Raw genomic sequence first — 25,656 nt, 5'->3', positions numbered from 1 at the left:
CACAGATTTTGGGTAAAAACAGTGAATAACTTATCTTAAGCCTATTTTTTGCTGTTGAAAAGTCCTTGCATAAAACTCTGTATGAGTTTGTCGATAAAAAAATGTAAAGTTATCCACTACTTATCCACATTTTTGTGGATAACTTATCCATTATAAATTTGTAAGAGCTGTGAATAAGTGGTTTAACCTTATGATTATAATAGGGTTAGTTTTTTGGATAATTCTTGAAGAGCAATGGCTCTATGAGAAATTTGATTTTTTTCTTCACTCGAAATTTCACCAAAAGTCTGTTTTTTATCAGGATAATAGAAGAGAGGATCGTAACCAAAACCGCTATTGCCTTCTAATTTTTCCGTGACAAAGCCATGAACTTCTCCTTCAGCAATGAGTGGAACAGGATCTGTTTCATCACGAACTAGTGCTAAAACAGCCTTAAAATAAGCGGCGCGTTCACTGTTTTGGCAGTTTTTTAATTTTTGTAAGAGTTTTTGATTATTCGCCTCATCATTTCCTGATTCGCTATATCGTGCGGAATAAATTCCTGGTTCGCCGTTAAGAAAAGGGACTACTAAGCCAGAATCATCTGCTAATGCTGGTAATCCGCTCAGTTTTGCGGCATTTCTTGCTTTTATGAGCGCATTTTCAATAAATGTCAGTCCTGTTTCTTCAGGATCGGAAATAATGCCGGCATCTTTTAAGGAGAGTGCTTCAATTCCTAACGGTCTGAAAAGTGCTTTAAATTCAGCAATTTTGCCGGCATTGTTGCTTGCAATTACGATTTTTTTCATAGAAATACCTATTGTAGTTAGTGAAAATGGAGAGTTATTTGTAGAAATTGAATGAAGATTAATGAGGATATATATACTTGTTAAATCAGCTCTAAATTGAATGCATTAATGTTTTTGAGAGGATTTGTTTTATTAAAAATCTGGTGACTTTTTATTTATGCTTTTTAAACAAAAAATTATTTAACGCTTTTATTTTGAAGTGGTTTATAAGAATATTATCTTTGTATTACTTGTTAATGAGGTCTTTTTCTAAGATTTTATGAATATCTTTTCGATCTTCTAATGTTTTTAAAATCATTTTTAAATCGCCATGTTGCGGTGTTTGTAAGTCTGAAGATATTTCTAAAAGAGGCACTAACACGAAGGCGCGTTCCTGCATGAAAGGATGGGGAACTGTTAAAATATCGGTACGAATGGTGTCTTGGTCATAGAGGATGAGATCAATATCTAATGTTCGAGGACCCCAATGAATGGTTCTTTCTCTTTGATGATCTAGCTCAATTTTTTGCATCTTTAACAGAAGATCATGAGCTGAAAGCGTTGTGGAAATTTTAACAACAGCATTAATAAAATCAGGTTGTTCAGGACCAATCGGTGGTGTTTTATAAAGAGATGAAGATATTAACAGGTGTATTTCAGGAATATTTTCAATTTCTATTATGGCTCTATTTACTTGATTAATAGGATTATTAAGGTTTGAACCGAGTGATAAATACGCTATGTGCATATGAAAGCCTTTAAAGAATTAAAATATATATCTTGCATTTAGATAGATTTGCGCTTAATGTTAGAAGCTGTTTACGGCAATACTTGCAGTAGGCAGTTTCTATTTTTATATATGATTCTAAATCATATAAGTTTTATTTTTGAGGTTTTTTATGCGTATTGGAACTGTAAAATGGTTCAATGAATCTAAAGGATTCGGTTTTATCACTCCTGATGACGGTGGTGCTGATGTATTCGTACATTTCTCTACTATCCAAGGTGATGGCTTTCGTACTTTAGCGGAAGGTCAAAAAGTTGAGTTTGAAGCGAAAGAGTCAGATCGTGGTCTTCAAACAACTGTTTGTAAACCTGTTTAATTAAAGAGAGTCGAGATATAGTTGTTCCATTGAATTGTTAGTTATGCATTAATTAGTAACCTATAGAACAAAAATAACCGAACATTAAAAAAGCCTCTAATTTTATTAGAGGCTTTTTTCTGATTCCAAGAAAATAATGATTACATATTCGTAATCATGACATCCCCAAATTCGCTTGTAGATACTTGTGTTGCGTCTGTCATCATCTTAGCGAAGTCTGCTGTGACTTTCTTCGAAGCAATAGCCCCATTTAGCGCTTTAATGATAAGATCTGCAGCTTCTGTCCAACCTAAATGACGTAACATCATTTCAGCAGATAGAATCATTGATCCTGGGTTTACAATATTTTTGCCGGCAATATCAGGAGCTGTTCCGTGAGTTGCTTCAAAAATTGCGATTGAATCTGAAAGATTTGCACCTGGCGCAATTCCAATTCCACCTACTTGAGCCGCTAATGCATCAGAGATGTAGTCACCGTTTAAGTTAAGGGTTGCTACAACGGTGTATTTTTCAGGTTCGAAAAGAATACGTTGTAAGAAAGCATCCGCAATACTATCTTTAATGGTAATCATATTCCCAGTTTTAGGGTTTTTGAATTCACACCAAGGACCATTTCCAATTAAGGTTGCGCCGAACTCTTCACGAGCAAGCTCATATCCCCAATCGCGGAAACCGCCTTCTGTAAATTTCATGATATTGCCTTTATGAACGAGTGTTACATTTGGCTTATCATTGTCGATTGCGTATTGAATGGCTTTACGAACAAGACGTTTAGTTCCTTCAATGGATACTGGTTTAATACCAATTCCTGAAGTTTCTGGGAATCTGATTTTGCTAACGCCCATTTCATCTTGTAAGAAATCAATTACTTTTCTCGCATCCGCAGATCCAGCTTCCCACTCAATGCCGGCATAGATATCTTCTGAGTTTTCACGGAAGATGATCATATCTACTTTTTCAGGCTCTTTCACAGGGGAAGGAACGCCTTGGAAGTATTGAACAGGACGCATGCAGAGGTAAAGATCGAGTGTTTGACGCATTGTCACGTTCAATGAACGAATACCGCCACCAACAGGTGTTGTTAAAGGACCTTTGATCGATACAACAAACTCTTTGAGCGCATCTAACGTTTCCGCAGGTAACCACTCATTATCGCCGTATACTTTTGTAGACTTTTCACCGGCATACACTTCCATCCAAGAAATTTTCTTAGATCCGCCATACGCTTTCTCAACCGCAGCATCAACAACTTTTTTCATCACAGGTGTGATTTCTGCACCCACTTCATCACCTTCAACGAAAGGGATGATTGGATTGTTAGGAACGTTTAAAGCAAAGTTCTCAGTAAGCGTAATTTTTTCGCCCGCAGGAACTTTAATATGTTGATAAGTCATAAAACCTCCAAAATAAAGATAAAAATTAAAAAATGTTACTCAATTAAAATTAGCCTTTTTGGATGATGCGCTTAGGGCCAATAGATGTTGGCGTATTGGGCGCACCGATCCCTAAAAATTGGTGATCGTCACTATATAGACGATATAGATCGTGTTCGAGTGTACCTTCAATATGTATTCTTTGTCCATGAAGTATACGTGTAGATTCTTCCTGATTAAAGGTTAATATCGGAAGATCTGTCAGTGCTGTATCAATGGGGAGAAGTAATTGATCTAATGCTTCAAAATCCCCTTCAAGCGCTTCGATTTCTGCAAAAGGAATAAGCGTTGCATTTTCAAAGGGATGGATGGTAATTCTGCGTAGCATCGTCAGATGACCTAATGTCTTTAGGCTTGTGGCAATATCTTCGGCAAGGACGCGAACATAGGTTCCTTTGGAGCATGCCACGGTTGCGGTGAAGGAATCCTCAGAGATGTCATCCAGTGTCAGCGACAAAATTGTGATTTTTCGAGCTTTACGCTCTACCTCAATCCCTTCTCGCGCGAGCTCATATAATCGCTTTCCTTCATGATGAAGTGCCGACACCATGGGCGGAACTTGCTCAATTTCTCCTAAGAAGGATTCAAGAATGGTTTCAATCTTCGCTTGCGTCAGATTTTCCGGCACCGGCATTGTGTCGATGATATCGCCTTCTGCATCGCCGGTAGAGCTTTTTTCTCCAAGCTTACAGGTAAATTGATAGGACTTATGATTATCAAGGAGTTGTCCGGCAAATTTGGTGGCTTCTCCAAAACAGATTGGAAGCATTCCCGTTGCCATGGGATCAAGCGTGCCACTATGCCCTGCTTTTTCAGCATTGAAAAGACGTTTAACTCTTTGAAGGATATGATTGCTTGTAATCCCTTTCGGTTTATCTAAAAGCAAAATGCCGTCAATATGACGGCGTTTATGTTTAATCTTCTTGTTCATCAGTGCGATTTTTCTCGGCTTTTTGTTCATCTGAACGAATCGCTTCCGTGATAAGAGAGGTCATTGCATTACTCTTTTCAAGAAGGTCATCGTAAATAAAGTGAAAACGAGGAATCGTTCTCAAGCGGAGGATTTTCCCGAGTTGACGGCGAAATTCTTGCGCATATTCATGGAGTAGATCAATGATCTCTCCTCGTTCCTCTTCAGGACCTAAATATGTGACATACACCTTCGCGTGGGAAAAATCTCGAACAGTTTCAACTAAAGTAATTGAAACCATACTTGCTCGTGGATCACTGATTTCTTTTCTAATTAGCATAGAGAGCTCCTGACGGAGCTGCTCATCTATGCGTTTTAAACGTGAATTATTACTCATTATAGTTTTCGTTCTACTTCAACAGTTTCAAATACTTCGATTTGGTCTCCTGCGCGAACATCATTATAGTTCTTCACGCCGATACCACACTCAATGCCTGCGCGAACTTCACTAACGTCATCTTTAAAGCGGCGTAGTGATTCTAGTTCACCTTCATAGATTACTATGTTATCACGAAGAACACGAATTGGACTGTGACGTTTGATTAAACCTTCAGTTACCATACAGCCAGCAATCGCACCAAGTTTCGGAGATCTGAATACATCACGAACTTCGGCAATACCGATAATTTGTTCTTTAAATTGTGGCGCAAGTTTACCGATTAATGCTTTCGTCACTTCATCGATCACATCATAGATGACGCTGTAGTAGTAGAGCGATAAGCCTTCTTCTTCGATGATTCTACGAGCACTGTTATCCGCACGAACGTTAAATCCGATTACAAGCGCATCTGAAGAAACCGCTAAGTTTGCATCAGATTCAGTAATACCGCCCACGCCACTTGCAACAACTGTTACTGTGACTTCATCATTAGAAAGTTCATGTAATGCATCCACAATCGCTTCGATAGAACCTTGAACGTCTGCCTTAAGAACAATGTTAAGACGTTTAGTTTCTGCTTCACCCATAGAGTTGAAGAGATTCTCAAGTTTTGATTTGTGCTGTCTTGCTAATTTAATCTCACGGAATTTTCCTTGACGGAAAAGCGCGATTTCACGAGCTTTTCGCTCATTTGGTACCACCATTACTTCATCACCGGCATTTGGAACACCTGATAAACCGATCACTTCTACTGGAATTGAAGGAGATGCACTTTCTACTTGTTGACCATTTTCATCAATTAAGGCTCTTACACGGCCATATTCATAACCGGCAAGTAAGATATCGCCTTTTTTGAGGCAACCTGATTGAACAAGAATAGAGGCAACAGGACCACGACCACGATCGAGTTTCGATTCAATCACAGAACCACGAGCAGGACCTTCAGAGATTGCTTTCAGCTCTAACACTTCTGCTTGAACAAGAATTTGATCAAGAAGATGGTCAATCCCTTCCCCTGTTTTTGAAGAAACAAATGCGAAGAGGTTTTCACCGCCCCACTCTTCAGAAACGATGCCATATTGTGTTAACTCTGACATGATACGATCTTTGTCAGCGGTTGGTTTATCGACTTTAGTAACTGCAACAATTACCGGCGTATTTGATGCTTTCGCATGCTGAATACCTTCGATTGTTTGTGGCATGATGCCATCATCTGCTGCGATTACTAATACAACAATATCCGTTACTTTCGCACCACGAGCACGCATTGCGGCGAACGCACTATGTCCTGGTGTATCTAAGAATGAAATCACGCCCTTAGATGTTTTCACATGATAAGCACCGATATGCTGTGTAATTCCACCTGCTTCACCGCTTGCAACGTGTTCTTTACGAATATAGTCAAGAAGTGATGTTTTACCATGGTCAACGTGACCCATGATTGTGACAACAGGAGGACGTTGTTTAAGGAGGTTTTCGCCACCTTGTTCAATTGAAGCGATTAACTCATCTTCTAATGGGTTTTCACTTACAAATTTAAAGGTATGACCCATCTCTTCAACGACAATTGCCGCTGTTTCACGGTCAAGCAGTTGGTTGATTGTCACCATTGAACCAAGATTCATTAAAGCTTTTATGACTTCTGCTGCTTTAATAGATAATTTGTGTGCAAGATCCGCAACGCTAATAGTTTCACCCAATTCAACTTCAATTTGTTTTGTTACCGTAGGTAATTGGAAACCATGTTGCTGTGGCTGTTGTGAACGTTTTGGCTGACGACGAGTATTACGTTTGTTTTCACGCTTCAATGAAATCTCAGCACGATCGCTATCACGATCTTTACGGCGAGTTACCGGTGCTTTACGTGATTTTTTATCAGATTTATTGTCATCATCTGACTTTGGTAAACGTTTTGCTGGTTTCGCAACGACTTCATCGATAATCTCTTCTTCAACAATAGGTTCTTCCACAACAGGCTCTTCCTGTGTTTGGAATTGAATTGCTACTTTTGAAACAGGTTTTTCAGTTGCTGAAGCCATTTTATTAAGGCGAGCGATCTCTTCTTGCTGTGCACGATCACGTTGCTCTTTTTTAGCTCTTGCTGCTTCTTTTTTCTCTTCTAATTCACGCTCTGCACGTTCTTTAGCTGCGAGTTGGCGTTCTTTTTGAAGCTTCTCTGCTTCAAGGCGTTTTGCTTCTTGTTCCGCTTTACGTTTTGCTTCCATTTCAACTTTATCTGTAGTCTTTGAAGTCGTAACTTCTTGTTCAGTCGTTTTAGTGTCTTTAGGGGTGTCTACCGGAGGAACATCATTGTTTTGAGCTACAGTTTCAGCATTAGCAACAGGTGTATTCGTTTCTTCGGCGGTAACTGCAAGATTATTCTCATCAGGTGTTACAACATTATCTTCAATTTTTTGATAAGTACGTTTACGGCGCACTTCAACAGGCACCGTGCGCGCTTGCCCAGGAGCTGTTTCTACTTTCAGCTCGGTATGGGTTTTACGCTTTAACGTAATTTTTGATGGGCTTTTTGTTTTATCTTGTTCACTCATTCTTATCTTCCAAGTAGACACTCTATGTCTATCTAAAATTATTTATTCATATTATTCAAACCAGCTCTGTCTTGCCGCCATAATATACTTACTTGCATCTTCTTCATCGATCTCGATTAACTCACATAATTCGTCAGTAGAGAGTTCTGCTAAATCATCTAGTGTGCGAATATTGCTTTTTGCGAGGGTAATTGCGAGAAGCTCGTTTTCATCGAGCGCATGAATAAGCTCAGGGGTGGGTGCTGATTCACCTAAGTTTTGAAGAAGTGCTTTTTTATTATTTAATGCTTCAAGTGCAGCATCGCGAAGTGCTTCGATAATATCTTCATCAAATTCTTCAATTTCTAGCATTTCTACAACAGGAACATAGGCAACTTCTTCAATGGTTGAGAAACCTTCACGGATGAGGATTTCAGCAACCTCTTCATCCACGTTAAGTCCATCCATAAAGAGATCTTGAATACGACCTGATTCTTTCTCATATTTTTGTTGTGCATCATCATTCCCCATCACGTTGAGTTCCCAACCTGTGAGTTTTGATGCTAAACGAACGTTTTGTCCGCCGCGGCCAATCGCCTGAGAAAGCTTATCTTGGCTAACCGCAATATCCATCATGTGACGATCTTCATCTACCACAACGGATAGAACTTCTGCAGGAGACATTGCGTTAATGACAAATTGCACTGGGTTTTCATCCCAAAGCACAATATCAACACGCTCACCGGCAAGTTCTTTAGTAATGTTTTGTACACGTGAACCACGCATTCCCACGCAAGCACCCACAGGATCAATACGTTGATCGTGTGTTTTTACAGCAATTTTCGCACGGCTTCCTGGATCTCTGCTTGCTGCGATAATTTCGATCGCCCCTTGGTTAATCTCTGGTACTTCAATTTCGAAAAGCGCTTTGATGAGGCTATCACTTCTTCTTGAAAGAAGAATCTGAGGGCCTCTTGGGTTATCTTCACTGATTTCTTCTAAAACCGCTCTAATGGGATTACCGATACGAAGAGATTCGCGAGGAATCATGTTTTCTTTTGGTAAGAAAGCTTCATCATTATCGCCGATATCAATATAGAAGTTACCGCGATCAATACGTTTTACCGTACCACGAATGAGTTCACCAATTTTATGCTCATAACGGCGAGCCATTTGCATTCTTTCAGCTTCACGAATTTTTTGGAAAATAATCTGTTTTGCAGTTTGTGCACCAATGCGCGCAAAAGGAATATTTTCAATTTCTTCTTCAATAAATTCCCCTAATTCAATTTCAGGGTCATCAATTTGTGCTGCAGAAATAGTGATTTGGCGAGTAGGAACTTGCTCTTCTTGTGGAAGCTGATCTTCTACCACCATCCAACGGCGGAAAGTTCTATATGAACCATCTGCTTTGTTAATTTCAATACGAAGATCTACATCAATGGTATAAGTTCTACGAGCTGCCGCCGCTAATGCAAATTCTAATGCCGCAAAGATCTCATCTCTAGAGATGCCTTTTTCATTAGATACAGTTTCCGCAACGAGCATTATTTCTTTATTATTCATGTTGAAAAGTCTCTGTTATAAATGTTAAAAGTCGAGGACGAGTTGTGCTCTGTCAATATTTGATAGAGGAACTAAAATAGGCTCTTCAGAAAATTGATCATTTTCAAGTTTCATGATGATGCTTAAATCAGTATCTGTCACATCAACGACCTTTCCTTGAAAACGGCGACGGTTATTCATGGCAGAACGTAATTGGAAAGAGATCAATTGATCTTTATATTCTGCGAATTGCTCAGGATGGAAGAAGTAACGATCCATTCCCGGAGATGATACTTCAAGCGTATATGCCATGGTAATAGGATCATGAACATCCAAAAGACCGGCAACTTGATTGCTGACGATTTCACAATCTTCAATACCAATGCCATCTGCCTTATCAATATAGATACGGAGAATGGCATTTTTTGTGTTCGGATGAAATTCAATACCCCACAGTTGATATCCCATTGCCTCGATAGATGGCGAAAGAAGTTCTGTAAGGTTATAAGGGTCTTTACGCATAGAGGTCATTTCCCATAAAAAATTGATAAGCAAAAAGCCCGTTTAAGAACGGGCTTTTATTATTATATTTGGTTGCGGGGGCTGGATTTGAACCAACGACCTTCGGGTTATGAGCCCGACGAGCTACCAGACTGCTCCACCCCGCGTCAATGAGAAAGCTATTATATATATCCTTCACATAAATGCAAGTCATAATTTGTGTTTATGTGAATAAATCAATAGTTTTGTATTTCCTGAATGAATTGCTTCTACTTATCTTATTGAAATACGTATATTAAAAGGAAGTATTTATTTCCGTGTTTTATCTTTAAAAATTGTGATGAACTGTAAGTTGTGGAATAACTTTTGGAGCACCGCAGAGATGTTATGATACATAATGTAAAGATTATTATAGATAGACGTTCTCTTTCCCGATGAAAGCAGATGTATGTTGATTTGAAGATGTGAATAAGATCGGAAGATTCGCTGAAAAGTGTGTAGAATGACAACGATATTTTAAACGATGATGGATAGAAGGTGATTATGCCAGCTGTATTATTAATGGCGATTGCAATCTGTTTCGAAGTAATAGGAACTGTTTGCATGAAATTGTCAAATGGGTTTAGTGAAATTTTACCCTCAATATTGATGCTTATATTTTATGGCTTAGGATTTGTCGCTTTTGTGGCATGTATTGCAAAAGTTCAAATTTCGATTGCATATGCCCTTTGGACGGCGATTGGGATGGTTGCGATCTCTATTATTGATATTCTATTTTTTGATGCATATCTATCGAATATGAAAATTATCGCGTTTGTTTTGATTAGCCTAGGAGTTGTTGGATTGACATTTGAACAACAAAAAAAGGTAGTCAATGACTGAGATATTGACTTTTTTAGCGAGCGTGAATGTATGGATTTTATTAATCGTTGCTATTTTCTGTAGTGCATTTGCGACAACGAGTTTAAAACTTCTAGGTTGCGGATCTTCCAAGTGGACGCTTGCGGGCGTTATTGTTGGCTATAGTCTCTTCTTGTTTCTGATTACTTTAGTCATGAGCCGAATTGATATGAGTATCGGATATGCCGTTTGGGCAGGATTATCCACGGTATTAATGACAATTTCAGGAACGCTCTTTTTTAAAGAACAGCTTACAATTCAAAAGATTATCAGTTTGACTCTTGTTGTGGTGGGTGTGGTTTTATTAAATCTTGCGGATATGGGTGTGTAATAAAGGCAAAGAAATAAAATAAAATGTATAACAGTTGTTATATATTTGAGATATATTAATCAAACTATACATATAAAAACTATATAAAAATAATATTGATATTCCCTTAAGATTATAGGTTCTTATCATTTATTTAAAATAAATAATTATAAAATCAATCGGTTGTAATTAATCTTATATTGTTAAAGTGATTGTTGCAGTTAGTTGTGGTATTATTGCGCAATAATGGCACTTCGAATAATAAAATAATAAAGATTAAAAATCTAGTTTGAGGTAAAGGGCATGCAAAAAAAGATAAAAGTCGCATGTGGGAATTGTAGTTTACAACAACTGTGTCTCCCTGTCGGTTTAGAAAATAATGAATTTGTAAAATTAGAAAAAATCGTTCAACGTGGTAAACCTCTCTCTAGAGGAAAACATGTATTTTATCCTGGAGATCCATTTACATCGCTATATGCGGTAAGATCTGGGGCAGTTAAAACATATAAAGTTGCGAATGATGGCACAGAGCACGTCACGAGTTTTTATCTTCCTGGGGAAATTATTGGATTAGATGCTTTAAGTTCGGGTATACATACTTGTGGAGCTAAAACGCTTGAAACAACGAGTTTATGCGAGATCCCTTATAATCAACTAGATACCATTGCAGTGACGATTCCCAATATCTCCAGACAACTGCTAAAGATTATGAGTCACGAGATTAAATGTGATGAGCAGATGATGACAATGATCGGCTCTCAACCGGCAAAAGCGCGATTAATCGCTTTATTCTTAAGTTTATCCGCGAGATTAAAACGCCGAGGTTACTCAGCCACTGAATTTTCACTTAGTATGTCACGAGCGGATATTGGTAGCTATTTAGGCTTAGCGGTTGAAACAGTCAGTCGCCTTTTGAAAAAGCTACAAGATCAAGGATTGATTGAAGTAAATCACCGACAAATTAAATTATTAGATTTTGACAAACTACAAGAAATGGTCAGTTTTGAAATTCATTAAGAATAGGTTAGTGACAGATATGTAGTGATTCAGGACGGGTCATAGATATAAAAAAGGCTACTGATGAAGTAGCCTTTTTGATGTGTAGATTTTTATCTATTGATTAACCGACAACGCTAGGTAGATTCAGTAACTCTGGGAATGAACCTACGAAGATAATCACCACCGCACTGATCACTGCAAGAATAAGCGAGAGATTGCCACCACGAACATGTTTAGCATCTGGATTTAATTTACGAGATTTATACGCTAAAGCGACCGGTAAGATCACGCCGATAAATGCAAAGATTACGCCGGCAAAGCTAAAGGCGCTTAAGAAGATATTTGGATAAGTAAAGCCTACAATGATCGGCGGAATAAAGGTAATCGCTCCCACCATCAAGTTGTTTTTACTCATATTAAAGTGTGCTAATAGATCTTTTACGGCATTCGATAACCCAAGTGATACGCCGATATAGGACGTTGTTAATGCTAAAACAGAGAAGATTCTCACAATTTCACTAATGGTTTTACTGCCGGTGGTTACTTCAAACGCATGAATTAAGCCATTTAAGCTTGGATCTTCATTTAAAATTGCGATTAATTGTGATTGTTCCAATACGCCGTGCGTTGCCATCTGCCAAATAATATAGATCACGAAAATGCCGGTAGATCCGAAAATACATGCAAGGCGTAGTTTATGATTATCCCCTTGTAAGTATTCATTAATGGTGGGCGTACAGATATGGAAACCAAAAGTCATAAAGAAGATCGGAAGTGCCGAGAAGACTAATAAATTGTTTGTCGGCGCATATTGTAAGTTTGTGACAGAAAATTTACCGAAGAGGAAATAGAGTAAAACAATAAAGCTTAGGACTTTCAATCCAAAAAAGAGTCTATTGGTAATATCAGAAAGCGCAATCCCAATGGTTACGATAATTCCAAATAACACTGCAAATGCGAGCGCTGCAATTTTTTGTGCTTTTTCTGGATCAAGATCTAAAGACTTTGGAATTAGATTAAAGAGTAAGTTTCCGCTTCCCGTAATATAGGCTGTTAAAACGGCGTACATAAAGAAGAGCAGGATGAAGTTGACGATGAGCTTGCCGGTAAGACCAAAGTATTGCTCTGTAATTCCGGCAATGCCGGCATCGTTGGGACTGTATTGATGTACTTCCGCATAGAGCAACGCCGTAAAGGTTAATAATATCCATAAGAAAAAGAGAATGGCGAAAGTCATGCCAAATCCCATTTGTGCCGAAGTGAGTGGCATGGCAAGCATTCCAGCACCGACGGCGGTTCCCGCTATAATTAGCGTGCTTCCAAATACACGATTTTTCATCGTAAAAGTCCTTTGAGATTGATATAGAAGAGGTTAGAAGAAAAAGATGTTTTCTATCTCCTTAATCAAAGATCATAGTAGAGAATAATTTTATTGTCTAAGGAGATTGAGTGTAAAGTTATTTCAAGCAAGGATTTTAGGGTTAAAAGCGTATTTTAGAGAATGTTAAAAGAAAATTGCGAATGGCTTTGGAGAAAGGTTTCATTGGCACAATTTTGAGATTAAAAGGAAAGCTATAAACATTTTAAAAGCTCTAAAGATATTAGGTTTAGGAGGGGGAATTCCCATATTAGAGATATGGTATGGACGATTAGAAACGTGGTAGAGATGAGGTTTATGTGATTTTAAAACATTCTTGTAAAAAATATAGTTATAAAAAACCACTAAAAAACAGGTGGTTAATATTTTATTGTGCCTCTATTTTATGCAAACCCGTAAAAATGATGTGTTGAGAGTTGACGATGAAAAATATTTCTCTATAATACTAATTCCTCGGGGTCATTAGCTCAGTGGTAGAGCAGTTGGCTTTTAACCAATTGGTCGAAGGTTCGAATCCCTCATGACCCACCAATTATAAAAAGACCTCCACTTATGTGGAGGTCTTTTTATGTCTGTTATTTAGATTCTGCCGACATTCCCATTAGGAAGTAAAGTCTAACAATAAGAGCGATCTCGGCATCTCGATACATAATTGAGATTGCTGGCATGATAGATTTCCAAAGTAAGAATGATTTCATTCATTAGCAGATTTAAAAAACTTAAAGATTCAGAAAGGTCTTGTTCGTATTGAAAACCCTTTCCAAAACATTGCCAAAGTATTTTAAAGTATCCCCTATTTAAATTTACGATCAATATTTTCCATTTTACGAAAGTATTTAGCTTTTACAGATAGTTCTTGGATGAAAATTACGTGATTTTTTGTGAAATTGTTTTTGATAAATGAATAAGTTATGCATTTTTTAAGAAAAATGTGTCAAAAATAGCGAAAATAGAGTTGACCATTAAAGAAAAATCTCTATAATACTAACTCTTCTACGGGTCATTAGCTCAGTGGTAGAGCAGTTGGCTTTTAACCAATTGGTCGAAGGTTCGAATCCCTCATGACCCACCATAGAATTTAAAAAGCCTCCACTTAGTGGGGGCTTTTTTGTATCTGCTCTATTTATCGTTTTATTTTTACGTATGATAAATGAGGAATCCTTGAATAAAAGATCATTCACAATGGGTTCATGAATTATTTTTGAGAAGGAATGTCGTTGTCATTTAAGAAATCTTCCTTTTTCTAATTCTAAAATCTCACGAAAAATAAGGTAGAAGATGTTGATTGAGCAATTGCAAATAATTCAAAATGTACAGCAACGATCCGTTGTGGTGATCGATGCGAAAGATGTGGATATTTCTCACTTGATCTCTGAGTTTTTAGAGCTATTTCCAAAAGGTATCTGCTTTTCAGATGAAGAATCTCTTTTAGCGAATTCAAAAGCAATTATTCTGCCACTGAATAAAACACGGGAATATTTAGGATTAACCACAGAAGCGGTATTGCTAGATATTCGAGAGGGTTTTCCTTTAGATTATTTTCTTTCGATTGCCGCAACCATCGGTGCTGGCGGAATCTTGGTTTTATTCACGCAAGATGTTTTGGGATTGAAAGAGAGCGAAAGATTTCATTCAGAACCGATTGCAACGCCCTATTTTCATCAATATCTTCAAGCCATGTTGGTGCGTTATGCGTATTTCTTTAAAAATGGAAAGGTCATTGCACCAACCGAGATTGATGAATTATCAATAGAGATTCCTAAAATCATTCCCGAAAGATCAAAAGCCCAGGAACATTTTTTAGAATTAGATGATTCAGAACAGATGGTGATTAAACAAGACTTCCTAGAGAAATCTGCCGGCATTTATACGTTATTTTCTGCGCGTGGTTCTGGTAAGTCTTGGTTAGGTGCTTCAATGATTGAAGAATCGCCGGAAGCATTTGTGTTAACAGCTCCCAATCAAAATGCGATTACGCAATATCTGCATATTGAAAATTTACCTTTCAGAGCGCCGGATGCGCTTTTTCTGAGTATTGCCGAGAATGACAAACAACCACAAACCTTAATTATTGAAGAAGCTGCAAAGATGCCGTTAGCGCATTTAGAGAGATTATGCCGGCGATTTCAGAAAGTATTAATGATTTCATCGGTAGAAAACTATGAAGGCACAGGGCAAGGATTACGAGAGAAGATCGGCGATCTCGTATTGATTGATCATTCCTACCAGCTTCATCAGCTTAAAAGATTCTCCGGTAAAGATGCGCTCACGAAATTGTGTGATGCGTTGAGATTTGAGTTGAAGGAAGTTGAATCGAAGGAGCTGTTAACCGATACGGCGTTTCTTTCAGAAGTGGAATCTTCCCTGATTGGAATGAATCAAGTAATTAACCTCGAAAACAATGTAGAAAATAATTGGGATGGTTTAGAAACAGAGATTCATGGCGCATTAGATTACGAATTGTATTGCGAATTTTATAACTATGAGAATATCCATGAGCTTCGGGAGAATCTTCCGAAATTAGTTGCTCTATATCAACTGTTAAATGACACACATTACCAAACAAATATTCAGGATTTACGGCGTTTAATGGATGCGCCGAATCAGGTATTTGTGCTCGCTTATTATCAGAAAAGATTAATAGGTGCGATTTGGGCAATGGAGGAAGGTGGATTATCTCCGGCATTAACAGAAGCGGTATTTAATGGTGTGCGCCGGCCGAAAGGAAATTTAGTCGCGCAGATGTTAGTAGGACAAAGTTATTTTCCTGAAGCCATGTTGCAACAATCGGTTCGGATTTCGAGAATCTCTGTGATTGAGCCCTTACGGCGTTTAGGGATTGGGCAAAGAATGGTACAGTTTTTAGAATCTAAAGTAGAAACGTTAGTGGACTTTATCTCTGTAAGCTTTGGTTTAACACAGAATTTACTACTTTTTTGGGAATCTATCGGTTATCAGATCGCTCATTTAGGCTTTCATCTCGATAAAACAACGGGATTACATTCGGCAGTTGTTTTGAAATCTTTAGAAGATGAAAATGTACAAGAGTGGATTCAGGAAGCCATTCAAAAATTTGGGGCAGATGCGCTGTTAAACCTTTCTCATCGTGAATATCGTGCGGAAATTACGAAAATTTTGCAAGAAAAGGCTCAAGAAGGAATATTGGATGTTCGAGACCGAGCTGTGATTGATGCGCATCACAATGAAAAACGAGCGCTTCATACTGTGAAAAATGCGCTTTTACGAGGGGGAATTGCCGAGGTATAACAGTAAAACAAGAAGATTTGATTGATTGTTGCTCAATGGTTGACAGTCCTTATCTTCCTCCCTATAATCCTAATTCTGAAATGTAGTTCAGCCGGCGTAGCTCAGTTGGTAGAGCAACTGACTTGTAATCAGTAGGTCCCGCGTTCGATTCGTGGTGCCGGCACCATACAAAAGAAGATCCCAATACCGAAAGGTATTGGGATTTTTCTTATTCCGAAAAAGATAAATCATTTTTCTAAGAAGTACGGAATTATTTAGATGGAGTGATTTACGATGATTTTTGTTTGTTTTAATGTTGTTGTAATGAAAATAGTATTGAAGCCTTGATGACTACTTACGACTTTTTTATCAAATTTTTTGGATGAAGCGCCTCAAATTGTATTTTAATGTCATTAAATATGTCATTACATCTTGATTTGTTTTTATTAGAATCGTGTTATTTCTCTCTATTATTGGGGTAATAGTATTGATAATAATAGTTGTTAAATTATGAATATCAGATAGTTATCGTTATCTGGTGGTCATATTTAATCGAGAGTGTTGACAGATAGAATCTTCCTCTCTATAATCCTAATTCTGAAATGTAGTTCAGCCGGCGTAGCTCAGTTGGTAGAGCAACTGACTTGTAATCAGTAGGTCCCGCGTTCGATTCGTGGTGCCGGCACCATACAAAAGAGAATCCCAATACCGAAAGGTATTGGGATTTTTCTTGTCTTGAATATTTTGAGAAGAGATGGAATCAAAGTGATAAGCCCATCTCTTCTAAATGGAATTATTGGATCTATTCGTCCAAAAGATCAGGATTCATCTTGAGAACAAGTGCTTTGATCTCAGGCGTAGGGTATTCCGCACGATGCATCAATAGAGAATAGAGCTCAGGATCTTGCATATCTAATAGGGAAAGATAGAGATCTTTTTCTGTATCCGGTGCACTTTCGAAGTGGTTCGCAAGATAACGATCACATAATGCATCTAGTTCGCGCATTCCTCGGCGTGAACGCCATTTTATTTTTCTGAGATCATATTTCTCACTCATTTCATAACCTCTTTCAGCTAAAAATTTCATAAAAAAACGGTGACACTAAAGATTTGTAAGGCTTAAGTGTACTATGTTTCAAAGTTCAGAGAGCGCTAATCTTATTTTAGAAAAAATGCCGAGGTTTTGAACAAATTGTTTATGAAAGATTATTTGCAGAAGCGAACTGCACTTTATTGACTTGAAAGTGAAAATAGTCAAAAAAATGCGCAAAACAGTCTAAAATTTTGCTATGATCTACCTCCGGCTAAGAAATATATAATGAACGGTCAACGGCATTTTTGCTTGATTATGTTTCACATCTTAGCTAGTATTCCCCCTTCAATAAATTAGTGACCCCGGTGAACGATGAATAAATGGTTTGAGTTAACTCTGAAAGCTGACATGCGATTTACAGCAGAAGCATTAGATGAAGCATTAGTTGAATCAGGAGCAGTGGCAGTGACCATGAAAGATGGTGATGATGAGCCAATCTTTGAACCGCTTCCGGGAGAAACGCCATTATGGAGCAATACGCTCGTCACAGGGCTTTATGAAGTGCCTTGCGATGTGGATGAGATTAAGGCGTTTTTATCTCACTATTTAGGGGATTCCGATCTTCCTATTGTAGAAACACATGAAGTGGAAGATAAAGATTGGGTGCGTGCGTGGCAAGATCATTATAAGCCGATTAAATTTGGTGAAAATTTATGGATCTGCCCAACTCATCTTCCTTCTCCTGAGCCAGAAATTGCAACGGTTCGCTTAGATCCAGGTTTAGCATTTGGTACAGGAACGCATCCAACGACCGCGCTCTGCTTAGAGTGGTTATCAGAAAATCATCAAGAGATTAATCACGAAACCATTATTGATTATGGTTGTGGCTCTGGAATCCTCGGGATTGCCGGACTTCTTTTGGGTGCAAAAGAGTGTTTCAGTACCGATATTGATCCACAAGCGATTTACGCAACGGAGCAAAATGCCGAGCGTAATAATGTAGAAGTCAAAGCATCTCTCACGGAAGGCTTTAAACCAGGACAAGCAAAAGTTGTGCTTTCTAATATTTTATCGGGTCCGCTTGTTGAATTAGCGCCGATCTTAGGAAGCTTAGTGCAACCAGGCGGGCATCTTGTATTGGCAGGGTTATTAGAGCATGATGCGGTCTTTGTAAAAGAAGCGTATCAAGATCAGTTTACCTTTGAAGCTGATAAAACATTAGATGGCTGGACACGTTTGTACGGCATTAAAAAACAGTAATGAAAATCGGGCATTATCAAATATCATCGCCATATGTGCTTGCACCGATGGCGGGGGTAACAGATCTTCCTTTCCGTAAAATTTGTCGAGAGATGGGTGCAGGGCTTGCCGTTTGTGAAATGGTAAATGCTAATTCCGAGCTCTGGGAAACGGAAAAGTCACAGCTTCGCTTTGCCTATGATGGTGAAGTGACGCCGGTGAGTGCCCAAATTGTCGGATATGATCCTGAAATGATGGCAGATGCGGCAAGACACAGTGTCGAAAGTGGTGCGCAGATCATCGATATCAATATGGGATGTCCGGCAAAAAAAGTTTGTAAAAAAGCAGCAGGTTCAGCCTTGTTACAAGATGAACCTTTAGTAATCGAAATTTTAAAAGCAGTGGTTGCGTCAGTGGATGTTCCTGTGACCTTAAAAATCCGTACAGGATGGGATCGAGAACATAAAAATGGCGTAACGATTGCGAAATATGCGCAAGATATTGGGATTCAAGCCTTAGCTGTTCACGGAAGAACGAGAGAAGATCGTTTTCTTGGCGAAGCGGAATATGAGACGATTGCGAAAATTAAAGAAGCAGTCGAAATTCCGGTAATGGCAAATGGAGATATTGATTCCATTGAAAAAGCGAACAAAGTCTTCACCATTACCGGCGCAGATGCCGTGATGATTGGTAGAGGCGCGCTTGGGAATCCGTGGTTGTTTCGTTCATTAGTGGAAGGGAAAGAGTATATCCCAACAGCTGAAGAGCGTTTAGCAACCGTATTGAGCCATATTAGTGAACTTCATGAATTCTATGGAGTTGAGAAAGGGATTCGTGTTTCTCGTAAACACATCCTGTGGTACTTAGGGGACCGAGAAATTCCCACAGCGTTACGAAGTCAAATGTTGCGGGAAAGAGTACCAGAACATCAACTCGATTGGATTCGCCAAATTTTTATGGATTGTTAAAGTCCATGATTTCTTTCAAATTAGTATTTTTAAATTAAATAGATATTTTAGGAGTAAAAAATGATTTCTCGTGAGCGTCTTAAAGACCATATTCCATTGCGTGAGTCAGTAAAAGAAGCGTTAGACGAAATTTCAGGGATGTTAGATGGGAAATACCCACCGAATCTTTATCGTTTAGTGATCAACGAAGTTGAGCGTCCTCTTTTCGAGAAAGTTTTAGAATATACTGATGGTAATCAGTCAAAAGCTTCTGAAATCTTAGGAATTACTCGTTCAACGTTGAAAAAACGTTTAGATTATTTTGATATTGATCCGCGCGAGCATAAGTCTTAATATTAGAAGCTAATTGTTTTATAAGCCGTTATCTTTCTTGAGATATTCAAGAATGATTTACTAGGAATTGAGGATATTCAGATGAAAAAAGCGAATGATGTACGTCGTGGAGATGTCATATTACACAATAATCTCTACTATTTGGTGCGCGAAGTGGAACGTTCAGCGCCAACGGCAAGAGGTGGTAATACAACGTTTAGAATCCAAATGTTCTCAATTCCTGATAATCATAAATTAGATCTCTCTCTGCGAGCAGATGATGAATTAGATGATGTGCAATTAAGCAAAAGAGAAGCAACCTATTCTTATAAAGATGCCGATAACTTTGTATTTATGGATAGCGAAGACTTCAGCCAATACTATTTGAGTGAAAAGCTTGTAGGCAGTGATGCCGGCTTTATTCTTGAAGGAGTTGTCGGTTATTACGTATCATTAATTGATGATGCACCTGTTGCGCTTTCATTGCCACAAACGGTTGTATTAGAAGTTGTTGATACTGCGCCTGAATTAAAAGGTGCAAGTGCTACGAAACGTAATAAGCCGGCAAAATTATCGACCGGCATTACGGTATCTGTGCCGGAGTATATTGAAAATGGCACGATGATCGTTGTGAATACAGAAACAAAAGAGTATTCGAGCCGTGCATAATTGCTGTATTAAGCTATGAAGTCATTCATAAAAATGAAAGTATAAACAATATAAATACAAAATTTATAAATATAAAATTTTCAAAGGTATTCAAAACATTCAAAGGTGAGATAATTCTCACCTTTTTTCTTGCCTCTGTTCTTCTCTTTGTTCTAGGGAAAGTTTTCTGATCAATCCTTTCTGATCAATTATTTTTTACAAATACTTATTTACCAACATTCTTTTAGAAACCTTTTTACGAAATTCTTCGCTTGATTTAATCGGTATATATATAGTGAAATCGATTTAAGAAAATCCGATTATAAATAGAGGCTGATTCATGGCTGGGTCGAATGCTTGCAGTTTTTTACAAATTTTGTGCCAGCAGTATTCATTCTTTTTAAAGTTTTAAGTAAAGAAAAATGACAATCAATTTTTAAGAAACCTTGAAGAATCTTTTTGAAAGTTGAGAATTCCTTATGAAAAATTTAACTAATTGAAAAAGAGCTTAACTAATCATCTTCTTTCGTTATAATGAAAAAAGTTTCATAAGATCATCAGTGATCATTTTGATAAATTTCAATGATAAAACAAGGATGGAGTTTGATGAAAAAATTACTAATCGCAGCTGTTTTAGTAGGTACAACAACGGTCGCTCAAGCGCAATTTACCGGTGAAAGTGCAGCAGAATTAACGCCAGCAGTCACATTTGTCTCGCCATTTGTCACGAGTAATGTTGCCGATGTTCGCCAAATGGCGGATGACACCTATGTCACAGTAGAAGGTAATATTATTCAGCAACAAGGCAGAGATCATGAAAAATATCTGTTTAAAGATGCAACAGGTGAAATTATCGTGGAGATTGATCGTAAAGTTTGGCGCGGACAACCTATCACTCCGGATGTTAAAGTTAAAATTTTAGGAGAGCTAGATCAAAGCCGTAATCCTGAAAGAGTGAAAATTGAAGCTGTTTATTTAGAAGTTCTTCAATAAAATCGTCTAAGATAGATTTGGATATAGAACAAATTGATAAAGAAGCTCGAAAATGTCGAGCTTTTTTATTGCTTTATATGGCTATCTCGGAATAATACGCGATTAAGGATTAATGAGAATATTATAAAGATAAAGTTAATCCATCCTATAATTAGTCTTATGAAATTTTAGAAGTGTAAAATTATTTCGAAATAAGTCTATTTCATTTAGAATACAGAATATTAATCACGCTTGGTGTGAATCTTTACTTAGGAGTAAATATGAAAAAATTAGTCTTAATGAGTGCAATGGTTGCAGGGTTAGTTTCAAATATCGGTTTCTCAGCAGATAGCATTTCAGCTCCCAATTTGTATGTAGAAATGGATACAACAGCTGGTAATATTGTGCTTGAACTGAATGAAGAGAAAGCACCTGTGACTGTAGAAAACTTTAAGAACTACGTAGATGATGGTTTTTTTGATGGTTTGATTTTTCACCGTGTGATTGATGGATTCATGATTCAAGGCGGGGGCTTTGATAGCGATATGAATCAGAAACAGACGCGTGCACCGATTAAGATCGAATCAAATAATGGACTTAAAAATGAGCGTGGCACGATTGCGATGGCAAGAACGATGGATCCCAATTCTGCAACAAGCCAATTTTTTATTAATACTCAAAACAATCCCTTCTTAGATTACCCAGGACAAGATGGCAATGGGTATACTGTTTTTGGAAAAGTAGTGTCAGGAATGGATGTTGTTGACCACATCGAGAAAGTGAAAACCGGTAATAAAGGCATGCATGCAGATGTGCCGGTAGATCCAATTATCATTGAAAGTGCTAAATTTGTTGAGAAGCCATAATCTTAGATACTGAAATTTTAATCTCATAGGAAATAGACGTTATGAAGAAAAAACTCTTATTTGTTTTAGGGGCATCTTTACTGTTAGCCGCCTGTAATGATTCAGCAGATAAAACAGTAGAACCAGCATCTGCTCCCACGCCGTCAGAAAATGTAGCGCCCGTAGAATCGACTCCGGCGATTTCAGCACCTGAAGTAGCCGTAACGCCGGAAGTAATTGAGCAAAACAGTACTGAAGAATTTTATAAAGAGCATAGTGCACAAAGCGCACTCGATTATGCCGGCGTGTATAAAGGGCAGATTCCATGCGCTGATTGCAGTGGAATTGATGTGGAATTAACGCTCGATTACAACGGTAATTACGATTATAAAACCACTTATTTAGGTACGAAAAATGGCGATCAAACCTTTGATAATCAAGGCCGTTTCACGTGGAACAAAGCCGGGCAAGTTGTTACATTAGAAGGCACAAGCGGTGGCCCTGATGGTGAGATTCGCTACTTTGTGGGAGAGAATGTTCTTAGACCGGCGAATAAAAATGGTAAAATCATCAACACAGATTCACCGCTGAACTACTCTTTAGAGAAAGTTCTACCAGAAGAGTAATCTTCAAAGCGTTAAGATTTGAAAGGATTTAACATTCAGATTTTAAACGATTGAGATTAGAATCTGACGATCAACGATTTCAACAATTGAATTTAAAATAATAGAAGGTTGATGAGAAATCATCAGCCTTAATAATGAGGTAATATAGCATGCTTAAGTTCCATACAAATGTAGGTGATTTTACAGTTACTTTAGATCATGAAAATGCACCAGAAACTGCGAAAAACTTTCTTCAATACGCAAAAGATGGCTATTTTGAAGGAACACTTTTCCACCGCATTATCCCAGGATTCATGGTTCAAGGTGGTGGTTTAGTACCGGGAATGGAAGATAAACGTGAAGGTCATCGTGCGCCGATTCAAAATGAAGCAAACAATGGCTTGAAAAACGTTCGTGGTTCACTCGCAATGGCGCGTACAATGGATCCACATTCTGCAACATCACAATTCTTTGTGAACTTAGTAGATAACGCATTCCTTGATCATAAATCACAAACACCACAAGGTTGGGGCTACGCTGTATTTGGTCAAGTAACAGATGGTATGGATATTATCGATGCAATGGCAAAAGTAGAAACTACTTCACGCCGTGGTCATGGTGATGTTCCTGTTGAAGATATCATCATTGATAGCGTTGAAATCATCGGCGAGTAATTGGCGAATGTCTAAACAATCGATCTCGCTCTTTATCAGCGATATCCATTTAAGTGAAAGTCGTAACGATATCGTTACGGCTTTCTTTTATTTCGTGGAAAATATTGCGCCAACTGCCGATAAGCTCTATATCTTGGGAGACCTTTTTAATTTTTGGGCGGGCGATGATATTGAAACGGCGCTCACGGAATCTGTGGCAGAAAAGCTGACGAATCTTGCAAATTTGGGTACGGAAATTATCTTTATTCCCGGCAATCGTGATTTTGCATTAGGTGCTCGTTATGCCAAGAAAGCGAATATGAAGTTAGTGGGCGAATCTTTGAAGATTGAGGATAATAGCTTACTGCTAATTCATGGCGATGAGCTCTGCATTGAAGATGTGGAATATCAGCGTTATAAAAAATGGATTCGAAATCCATTTGTACTCTGGATTTTAAAAAGACTTCCTAAACGATACCGATTAAATCTCGCTCATAAAATTCGTACTAAAAGTAAAAATGCGCCTAAAAAAGCGATTGTCGATGTCACGAATAGTTATGTGGATCAGTTTTTTGAGGCGAAAAATGTCAAAACGATCATTCATGGACATACACATCGAGCAGGAGAACATCTGCATTTAGAGAAGTATCAACGTTATGTTTTAAGTGATTGGGATGAAAAAGGAGATTACTTAAAACTTGAAAATGGGAAGCTCAGTCGCCATATATTCACCATTGATCCTTTTACACTTGTCCCAAGCACTGAGGATTAACCGGGATTGGTATCATTTACCCTGAAAATAGCGTAGTATATCCGATGGTTGCGTGATGTTTATCGTCATGCCGAAAATACAATAATCAAAAACATAAGAGTAATAAATATGGATTCTATCATGCCTTTTATCCAGCAGAACTGGATGTTTATCGCGGCATTTGTTGTTGTCGTTGTCCTTCTGATTGCAAATGAGATTAACTCAGCAAGAGGGAAAAAATACCGTATTAGTGTGACTGATGCGCTTAGAGAATATAATGATGATAATGCCGTATTTATCGACATTAGAAGCAAAAAAGATTTCAAAAAACTCCATATTCCGAATGCTGTGAATATTCCGGCAACTGAGCTTGAGAAAAAATTAGAGAGCTTAGATCAGTTTGGTGGAAAACAAATTATTGTCTATAGCGATACAGATCCGCGCGCGAATGAAGCATGCATCAAGCTTCGTAAGCAACATCCAAACGCATCACTCAATGTATTAGTGGGCGGGATTGCCGGTTGGCAGGAAGCGAATCTGCCGCTCTCAAAAAATTAAGGAGAATTTTATGAAAACAGTAGAAGTATATTACAAAGACACTTGTGGTTATTGCCGTCGTGCATTTGAAATCTTAGCGCGTCATGGTGTAAAACCTGTAAAAATTGATGTAGATAGCGATCCAAAACTTTGGGCAGAGTGCCAAACTCGTTCAGGTAGAAATACGGTGCCACAAATCTACATTGGGGATTTTCATGTAGGTGGCTGCGATGATTTAACGATGTTAGATAAAAGAGGTCAGTTAGATGACTATCTTTCAGGAAAACTTCCACAATAACTGATTGTTTTTATATTTGAAAAAGGTAGAAAGTAATGAGTCAAGAAAACCAAGCAGCATTTGATATTTTAAGAATTTATACTAAAAACGTATCATTAGAATCTCCAAATGCACCTGAAGCATTTAAAGCAGCATCAAATCCAGAAATCCAAATTCAACTCAGCAATGAAGAGAGTGTGATTGAAGGGGATATTCATGAAGTTGCTCTGAAAGTAACAGTTACAGCGAAACTTGAAGAGAAAGTACTTTTTCTTGCAGAAGTTGAGCAAGCAGGTCTTTTTCAATTAGCAAACTTCCCAGCAGAACAATTAGCAGGATTAAAAGGCGGATATTGCCCGAATATCCTTTATCCGTATGTGCGCCAAGCATTAGATAACTTAATTTCAAATGCCGGTTTCCCGCCAGTAATTTTATCGCCAATTAACTTTGAAGCGGTATATGCAGAGCGTCAAGCACAGTTAAATGCAGAGCAAGCAGCAAATGCATAATCAGTAAGAATCATCTCTGAATCTATGATGATTCTTACTGATCTCATTGAGAGAGATAGAGATATACAACATGAAAAAAGCTGAATCTTTTAAGGATTCAGCTTTTTTGTTTCTATCAGGAGAATTCGTTGAGTTAAAGATTATCTAGTGAAATCGGTTTAAGAAAACTCAATTGTAAAATAGAGGCTGATTCATCGCTGGGTCGAATGTTTGCACTCTTCTAAAAATCTCATGCCAGCAATCCT

Annotated in this window: 27 protein-coding genes and 5 tRNA genes; 21 read left to right on the top strand and 11 right to left on the bottom strand. The window is 38.0% G+C overall.

The window, feature by feature from the left end; all coding sequences use genetic code 11:
* Window positions 1-194 precede the first annotated feature (194 nt).
* Window positions 195-788 carry an RdgB/HAM1 family non-canonical purine NTP pyrophosphatase gene (rdgB, locus tag ACYSN2_RS03345; RefSeq protein WP_461748838.1) on the bottom strand — a complete coding sequence of 198 codons (594 nt, stop codon included), beginning with the start codon at window positions 786-788 and terminating at the stop codon, window positions 195-197.
* Window positions 789-1,014: 226 nt separating this feature from the next.
* Window positions 1,015-1,515 carry a 2-amino-4-hydroxy-6-hydroxymethyldihydropteridine diphosphokinase gene (folK, locus tag ACYSN2_RS03340; protein WP_461748837.1) on the bottom strand — a complete coding sequence of 167 codons (501 nt, stop codon included), beginning with the start codon at window positions 1,513-1,515 and terminating at the stop codon, window positions 1,015-1,017.
* Window positions 1,516-1,666: 151 nt separating this feature from the next.
* Here folK and ACYSN2_RS03335 point away from each other — a divergent pair, with 151 nt between their 5' ends.
* On the top strand, window positions 1,667-1,870 hold the full coding sequence (locus ACYSN2_RS03335) for a cold-shock protein (RefSeq protein WP_461748836.1): 204 nt from the start codon (window positions 1,667-1,669) through the stop codon (window positions 1,868-1,870).
* A gap of 140 nt (window positions 1,871-2,010) precedes the next feature.
* On the opposite strand, the gene icd is transcribed toward ACYSN2_RS03335, so the two are convergent.
* The 7 genes from icd to ACYSN2_RS03300 all read right to left on the bottom strand — a co-directional run bounded on the left by icd (window position 2,011) and on the right by ACYSN2_RS03300 (window position 9,396).
* Window positions 2,011-3,264, bottom strand: a complete 1,254-nt coding sequence (gene icd / locus ACYSN2_RS03330; protein ID WP_461748835.1) for an NADP-dependent isocitrate dehydrogenase — start codon at window positions 3,262-3,264, stop codon at window positions 2,011-2,013.
* A gap of 49 nt (window positions 3,265-3,313) precedes the next feature.
* A complete protein-coding gene (gene truB, locus ACYSN2_RS03325; RefSeq protein WP_461748834.1) occupies window positions 3,314-4,234 on the bottom strand; it encodes a tRNA pseudouridine(55) synthase TruB in 921 nt (306 codons plus the stop codon).
* Window positions 4,218-4,610 (bottom strand): 30S ribosome-binding factor RbfA, encoded by a 393-nt coding sequence (rbfA, locus tag ACYSN2_RS03320; protein WP_461748833.1) that lies wholly within the window; start codon window positions 4,608-4,610, stop codon window positions 4,218-4,220. Before rbfA ends, truB begins: the two co-directional genes overlap by 17 nt.
* Window positions 4,610-7,204, bottom strand: coding sequence for a translation initiation factor IF-2 (gene infB, locus ACYSN2_RS03315; RefSeq protein WP_461748832.1), 2,595 nt, complete (start codon window positions 7,202-7,204; stop codon window positions 4,610-4,612). The genes rbfA and infB overlap by 1 nt, the downstream gene beginning before the upstream one ends.
* 51 nt (window positions 7,205-7,255) lie before the next feature.
* Window positions 7,256-8,749, bottom strand: coding sequence for a transcription termination factor NusA (gene nusA, locus ACYSN2_RS03310; protein WP_461748831.1), 1,494 nt, complete (start codon window positions 8,747-8,749; stop codon window positions 7,256-7,258).
* A 24-nt stretch (window positions 8,750-8,773) separates the two neighbouring features.
* Window positions 8,774-9,250, bottom strand: a complete 477-nt coding sequence (rimP, locus tag ACYSN2_RS03305) for a ribosome maturation factor RimP (protein ID WP_461748830.1) — start codon at window positions 9,248-9,250, stop codon at window positions 8,774-8,776.
* Window positions 9,251-9,319: 69 nt separating this feature from the next.
* Window positions 9,320-9,396 (bottom strand) — tRNA-Met (locus ACYSN2_RS03300).
* A gap of 376 nt (window positions 9,397-9,772) precedes the next feature.
* Here ACYSN2_RS03300 and ACYSN2_RS03295 point away from each other — a divergent pair.
* The 3 genes from ACYSN2_RS03295 (at window position 9,773) to fnr (ending at window position 11,456) form a co-directional block, all read left to right on the top strand.
* The gene (locus tag ACYSN2_RS03295; RefSeq protein ID WP_461748829.1) at window positions 9,773-10,111 is read left to right on the top strand and encodes a DMT family transporter; all 339 of its coding nucleotides are present in this window, start codon (window positions 9,773-9,775) and stop codon (window positions 10,109-10,111) included.
* Window positions 10,104-10,460: a DMT family transporter gene (locus ACYSN2_RS03290; protein ID WP_461748828.1), complete on the top strand. Its 357-nt coding sequence runs from the start codon at window positions 10,104-10,106 to the stop codon at window positions 10,458-10,460. Before ACYSN2_RS03295 ends, ACYSN2_RS03290 begins: the two co-directional genes overlap by 8 nt.
* A 282-nt stretch (window positions 10,461-10,742) precedes the next feature.
* Entirely contained in the window at window positions 10,743-11,456 is a 714-nt protein-coding gene (fnr, locus tag ACYSN2_RS03285; protein WP_461748827.1) for a fumarate/nitrate reduction transcriptional regulator Fnr, read from the top strand.
* A gap of 103 nt (window positions 11,457-11,559) precedes the next feature.
* On the opposite strand, the gene ACYSN2_RS03280 is transcribed toward fnr, so the two are convergent.
* On the bottom strand, window positions 11,560-12,777 hold the full coding sequence (locus ACYSN2_RS03280; RefSeq protein WP_461748826.1) for an aromatic amino acid transport family protein: 1,218 nt from the start codon (window positions 12,775-12,777) through the stop codon (window positions 11,560-11,562).
* A 495-nt stretch (window positions 12,778-13,272) separates the two neighbouring features.
* Between ACYSN2_RS03280 and ACYSN2_RS03275 the strand changes: the two genes are divergently transcribed.
* The 5 genes from ACYSN2_RS03275 to ACYSN2_RS03255 all read left to right on the top strand — a co-directional run bounded on the left by ACYSN2_RS03275 (window position 13,273) and on the right by ACYSN2_RS03255 (window position 16,750).
* A tRNA-Lys gene (locus ACYSN2_RS03275) sits at window positions 13,273-13,347 on the top strand.
* Window positions 13,348-13,813: 466 nt separating this feature from the next.
* Window positions 13,814-13,888, top strand: a tRNA-Lys gene (locus ACYSN2_RS03270).
* Window positions 13,889-14,094: 206 nt separating this feature from the next.
* Window positions 14,095-16,083 (top strand): GNAT family N-acetyltransferase, encoded by a 1,989-nt coding sequence (locus ACYSN2_RS03265; protein ID WP_461748825.1) that lies wholly within the window; start codon window positions 14,095-14,097, stop codon window positions 16,081-16,083.
* A gap of 90 nt (window positions 16,084-16,173) precedes the next feature.
* A tRNA-Thr gene (locus tag ACYSN2_RS03260) sits at window positions 16,174-16,249 on the top strand.
* Window positions 16,250-16,674: 425 nt separating this feature from the next.
* A tRNA-Thr gene (locus ACYSN2_RS03255) sits at window positions 16,675-16,750 on the top strand.
* A gap of 114 nt (window positions 16,751-16,864) precedes the next feature.
* Here the strand turns inward: ACYSN2_RS03255 and ACYSN2_RS03250 are convergent.
* Window positions 16,865-17,119 carry an FAD assembly factor SdhE gene (locus ACYSN2_RS03250; RefSeq protein ID WP_461748824.1) on the bottom strand — a complete coding sequence of 85 codons (255 nt, stop codon included), beginning with the start codon at window positions 17,117-17,119 and terminating at the stop codon, window positions 16,865-16,867.
* 348 nt (window positions 17,120-17,467) lie between these two features.
* On the opposite strand from ACYSN2_RS03250, the gene prmA reads away from it, so the two are divergent.
* From prmA to secB, 12 genes are all read left to right on the top strand, one after another.
* Entirely contained in the window at window positions 17,468-18,355 is an 888-nt protein-coding gene (prmA, locus tag ACYSN2_RS03245; protein ID WP_461748823.1) for a 50S ribosomal protein L11 methyltransferase, read from the top strand.
* Window positions 18,355-19,302 carry a tRNA dihydrouridine synthase DusB gene (gene dusB, locus ACYSN2_RS03240; RefSeq protein WP_461748822.1) on the top strand — a complete coding sequence of 316 codons (948 nt, stop codon included), beginning with the start codon at window positions 18,355-18,357 and terminating at the stop codon, window positions 19,300-19,302. Before prmA ends, dusB begins: the two co-directional genes overlap by 1 nt.
* 60 nt (window positions 19,303-19,362) lie before the next feature.
* Entirely contained in the window at window positions 19,363-19,635 is a 273-nt protein-coding gene (locus ACYSN2_RS03235; RefSeq protein WP_242148376.1) for a helix-turn-helix domain-containing protein, read from the top strand.
* Window positions 19,636-19,716: 81 nt separating this feature from the next.
* Window positions 19,717-20,283 carry an elongation factor P-like protein EfpL gene (gene efpL / locus ACYSN2_RS03230; protein ID WP_461748821.1) on the top strand — a complete coding sequence of 189 codons (567 nt, stop codon included), beginning with the start codon at window positions 19,717-19,719 and terminating at the stop codon, window positions 20,281-20,283.
* A gap of 585 nt (window positions 20,284-20,868) precedes the next feature.
* Window positions 20,869-21,255: a YgiW/YdeI family stress tolerance OB fold protein gene (locus ACYSN2_RS03225; RefSeq protein ID WP_461748820.1), complete on the top strand. Its 387-nt coding sequence runs from the start codon at window positions 20,869-20,871 to the stop codon at window positions 21,253-21,255.
* 260 nt (window positions 21,256-21,515) lie between these two features.
* Window positions 21,516-22,100, top strand: a complete 585-nt coding sequence (locus ACYSN2_RS03220; RefSeq protein WP_461748819.1) for a peptidylprolyl isomerase — start codon at window positions 21,516-21,518, stop codon at window positions 22,098-22,100.
* 41 nt (window positions 22,101-22,141) lie between these two features.
* Window positions 22,142-22,705, top strand: a complete 564-nt coding sequence (locus tag ACYSN2_RS03215; protein ID WP_461748818.1) for a copper resistance protein NlpE — start codon at window positions 22,142-22,144, stop codon at window positions 22,703-22,705.
* A gap of 149 nt (window positions 22,706-22,854) precedes the next feature.
* Window positions 22,855-23,358, top strand: a complete 504-nt coding sequence (locus ACYSN2_RS03210) for a peptidylprolyl isomerase (RefSeq protein WP_461748817.1) — start codon at window positions 22,855-22,857, stop codon at window positions 23,356-23,358.
* 7 nt (window positions 23,359-23,365) lie between these two features.
* Window positions 23,366-24,109: a UDP-2,3-diacylglucosamine diphosphatase gene (locus ACYSN2_RS03205; protein ID WP_461748816.1), complete on the top strand. Its 744-nt coding sequence runs from the start codon at window positions 23,366-23,368 to the stop codon at window positions 24,107-24,109.
* Window positions 24,110-24,217: 108 nt separating this feature from the next.
* Entirely contained in the window at window positions 24,218-24,646 is a 429-nt protein-coding gene (locus ACYSN2_RS03200; protein ID WP_461748815.1) for a rhodanese-like domain-containing protein, read from the top strand.
* 10 nt (window positions 24,647-24,656) lie between these two features.
* Complete coding sequence (gene grxC, locus ACYSN2_RS03195; RefSeq protein WP_461748814.1) at window positions 24,657-24,923, top strand: glutaredoxin 3; 267 nt, start codon at window positions 24,657-24,659, stop codon at window positions 24,921-24,923.
* 35 nt (window positions 24,924-24,958) lie between these two features.
* The gene (gene secB / locus ACYSN2_RS03190; RefSeq protein WP_461748813.1) at window positions 24,959-25,411 is read left to right on the top strand and encodes a protein-export chaperone SecB; all 453 of its coding nucleotides are present in this window, start codon (window positions 24,959-24,961) and stop codon (window positions 25,409-25,411) included.
* Window positions 25,412-25,656: the final 245 nt, after the last annotated feature.

This window comes from Ignatzschineria sp. LJL83, assembly GCF_054871845.1.
The sequence above is the reverse complement of the archived record's forward strand: the minus strand, read 5'-3'. Positions and strand labels throughout refer to the sequence as shown.